Raw genomic sequence first — 4157 nt, 5'->3', positions numbered from 1 at the left:
GTACCGCGTTCGTCGGTACGTCCGGCTGATCCCCGGCGATGCTGTAGCCGACGATGCGCGGTCCGTTCGCGTCTCGGTCGAAAGAAGTCGTGAAGTAATAATTGACGTAACCTAAGGCGTTGCCGAACAAGTCTTTAACGGCGTTGGTCACGGCTATGCGGTGTTGCCGGCCGACAGCTAACGCCACGTTCGGTACGAACGTCGCGCCTTGGCCGTCGCCATTCAGCGTAACGACGCCCAGAATTTGTTGCCCGGTCACCTGATCGTAAAGCTGTACGCTTTGATCGTTGACGGTATCGGTTTGCACCGGCTCGCTAAAACGGATGCCGACTACAACATTGACCGCTACGCCGGTACTGTTCGCGGCAGGGTCGATAGCCGCTACCGTGGGCGGAGTGGTATCAACGGTGTTGCCGGTTTTGTAGTGGAAAGAGTAAGGCGTTGCGATCGGATTCCCGGCACGGTCGCGCACGCCGTCGACAACGATTTTGTAGTCGGTGTAATCGGCCAATAAGTCGTTAGGGGTGAAAATCAGCTGCAAACCATCGCTGGACAGACGGACTTTACCCGCGATTTTGGCACCACCTTCCAACAGCCCCTGGTAGACCGCAATCGATTCCGCGTTCACCGATTTGGCGGACAACGGTTCGCCCACGGTAATAACGATCGGATTGTTTTCCGGAATGTCGATTGACTCGTTAGTTGGCGAGGTTCCGGTGACTGTCGGCGGCGTGACGTCGGGATTCAGCGGATCGGTGCCATTTTGGACCTCCGCGCCGTCCGCAATGCCGTCGTCGTCGGAATCGGCATCTACCGGATTAGTGTGCCTATCGACCTCGTCCCCGTCCAATAGACCGTCGTCGTCGGAGTCGGTATCGTTAACGTTCGAACCGTAAATGGCTTCTTGTTCGTCGCTCAAGCCGTCTCGGTCGGTATCCGCTTGTACCGTCAAGATCAGGTTGGTAGAGGTTTGTTCGTTACCGCCGAAATCGACCGCCTTAGCAGCAACGGTTATCGTGTTGCCGACGGTGCCGAACGGAACGGTTACCGGATATTGATAAGGCCGAGACGTATCGGTGTAAACCGTTTGACCGTTAACGATGAAGGAAACCGACTTAACGCCGATATCGTCATCGGCGGTTGCCGTCACGGTAACCTTCTTGCCTTCGACCACCACGGTATCTTGCGGCGGTTCGCTGATTTCTATCGTCGGAGCAACGCCGCCTTTGTCCTCGGTGAGCCGGTACTGCCCGATGAGCAATGTTGACGTACCGTTTGCTTCAAAATCGGATATCGAGCTCGACGCGGTCAGGTAAACGTAGTTCGAGTCCAGTGCGACGCCGGTGCCGTTGTAGTCGTTGAAGCTTCTAAAGTCGACAGTGCCTTGAAACACCGCCGACTCCGGGTCTTCGATATTGACGTAAGGTACTGAATTGACAAACAAGACTTCGGCGAAAAACGCAAAACCATCGGTCAATTCAACGTCGTAGGGATAAAACGCCGCATCGGAAGCCACAATGGTCGGATTGGTCGGATCGCCGATATTCACTGCCTTGAACCCGGAGGTATAGGCCGACACGTAAGCGTAACCATCTTTGATTGCCACGTCTTTTACCGGGCCTATGCTCAAACTGCCTTTTCTTAGCGGATTGGCTTTGTCGGTCACGTCGATGACATGTAACGAGGTGCCAGCGACAACCACCACCGTATTACCCTGCGCGTCAACGCCCTTAGCCTCGCCCAATCCGCCTAAGGAGCCTGCCGAGATCGGCTGCGCGGGTTTATGAACATCAACGATTTCCAAGCCGCCGTTGCCGTCGGCAACGTAAGCGAATTGGCTGTCGATCTTGACGTCTTGCGCGATACCCGCCGTTTCGTAAGAGGCGAGCAGAACCGGATTAGCCGGATCGCTGACATCGATGATCTGCAAGCCGTCCTCACCGTCCGCTAGATAAACCACGGCACCAACCACTCTGACATCAATCGCGGTTCCGGCGGTATCCAAACTGCCGACTATGGTGGGGCTGGCATGGTTAGAGACATTAACAATCTGCAAGCCTTTGCTACCGGCAGCAACATAGGCAAAGTCGCCGGCAACATCGACGTTGTTGGCATAACCGGGAATCGAAATCGACGAGAGCGCAGTCGGGCTGAACGAACCGACGGTGACCGTCACGGTTTTCTCCAAACCGCCGTTACGAATCGTCAAGTTTGCAGTCCCGGCCTGACCGGCAAACAACAGACCGTCTTTGGCGCCGAAACTGACCACGCTTAAATTGCTGGAGCTGTAACTGGTGCCGGTGGATTTGGCAGTGATGTCCTCAAGCGTGCCGTTCCCACGCTTGCCGGATACCTTAACCTGTAAATTGGCCTCGTTATAAACGGTATTGAAGGTCATCGTCGGATTGGCGGGTGCAACGATCAGTTCCACGAAACTGCGACCGCCCCCATCGCTGCCGTCGGTCGGGTTGTAACCCGCCAGGATTTCATCGTTGTCGTTTACGCCGTCGCCGTCGCTGTCGGCTTTTAACGGATCGGTGGTATAGCCGTTGGAGCCGGCCACTTCCACGCCATCAAGAATGCCATCGCCGTCGCTATCGCCATTGCGGAAATTGGTCCCCAAGTCATATTCGCGCTTGGTAGTAAGACCATCGTTGTCTGGATCTTCCAAGGCATCCAGCGGGTCGTTGGGATTCAAACCGTTCGCTCGCTCGAAATCGTCGGGCAAGCCGTCGTTATCGGCGTCGCCGGTGGTCGACACGCTAATGCGTTTGAAGGCGACGACTTCGTCCTTGCGAGCGGTCATCAACACGCTTCCGCTGGAAACGCCGGTCACCAAACCTTCGGCATTGACGGAAACGATGGCGGGGTTGCTGGAGGTGTAATTGGTGCCGTTACTCGAAGCGGTAACGTTTTTGACGGTACCATCACGGTAAGTCGCTTCGACTTTTAATTGCGCGGTGGCGCCTTGCGCATTCAGGGTTTCAACGCTTGGTTCGCTGACTTTCAAGCTGACCGGAATCGGTTCGATATTTTCGAACTTAATTTCCGGCACATTGACGACACCGTTCTGGATAATGTTGAAATATTCGCTTTCGCCGGAAAAGGTATCGCCCAGCTTGGTGCATGTCGCCCTGGCCCTGACCCTGCCCATTTGCGAGGGCACGTTAGGCATGGACCAAGCACCGTCCTTGCCGACCTGTACGGTTCGGTTGAGAATATTAACGACACAGTTTTCATCCAGCACGTTGGCTACCGCCGATTGCCCGCTCCAAGCAAGCGCCAGCAACAGGACCAACACGTTAAAAGCTTTCATGACCTGAGTGTTCATCGTCTTTATCTCCCGATACCGAAGACGCTTCGAATATTACTTTTTTAAACTGTCGATCGCGGCGGCGAAGGTTTCGAACGACTGCATGCCGTCGAAGCGCCGGTAACCGACTAACTGTTTATCCTTGATTCGCCCGATTAAGAATGCCGGCGTCCCGTTGACCCCCAAACGACTGCCAAGCGCGATGTCGTTCTGTACGTTGGTTAATTGCGCCGGGTCGTCAAGACACTTCTTCAATGCGGATTCATCCAATTTTTGTTGTTGTGCCACACTGGCAATTAATTCGTCGCTAGCCTGACCGCGAGCCTCGAAAATTGCGTCGTGCATCGCCCAATAATGCTTCTGTTCCCCCGCGCAACGCGCGGCCAGCGAGGCCTTTTTGGCGTGAGCGTGAAAATCCAGCGGAAAATCCTTCATCACGTATTTAACTTTGCCTTTATCGATATAACTTTCTCTAAGTTTGGGTAAAACATTTTTATAATGCTTTCCGCAAAAGGGGCATTCGTAATCCGAAAACTCCAAAATCGCAATCGGGGCATCGGCCTTACCCAAAGTCATCGCCTCGCTTCCCTCCAGCGGTATTGGAACCGATTTAGGCTTAGCTTCGGTAAGTTTCTGCTCAAGATCAGCCACTCTTCCTTTCAATAAGCCAATTTCTTTACGCATTTCAGACATCTGCGTAAAGATTTCGTCTGCGATCCATTTTTCCTCAGCATTAGCGGAAAAACCAGGTAAAAAACAAACAGCTATTAATACTATATATAACAACCAGTTTAACTTCCGCATAAACACTTAAATGAAAGACTACTTGCTTTTAGTTTCGGAT

2 protein-coding genes are annotated in these 4157 nt (G+C 53.5%); both read right to left on the bottom strand.

Annotation, left to right across the window (positions count from 1 at the left end; all coding sequences use genetic code 11):
* Positions 1-3331: Ig-like domain-containing protein (locus AC3B8H_RS19090; RefSeq protein ID WP_488443107.1), on the bottom strand; the 3331-nt coding region annotated here is incomplete at its 3' end.
* A 36-nt stretch (positions 3332-3367) separates the two neighbouring features.
* Positions 3368-4117, bottom strand: a complete 750-nt coding sequence (locus AC3B8H_RS19085) for a DsbA family protein (RefSeq protein WP_488443106.1) — start codon at positions 4115-4117, stop codon at positions 3368-3370.
* Positions 4118-4157: the final 40 nt, after the last annotated feature.

It is taken from the genome of Methylomonas sp. BG-2 (assembly GCF_057766305.1).
This window is presented reverse-complemented; position numbering and strand designations above follow the sequence as displayed.

What these genes read in the sequence shown, in the direction of transcription:
- AC3B8H_RS19085 (WP_488443106.1), bottom strand. Translation starts at nt 4,117, where the DNA reads ATGCGGAAGTTAAACTGGTTGTTATATATAGTATTAATAGCTGTTTGT.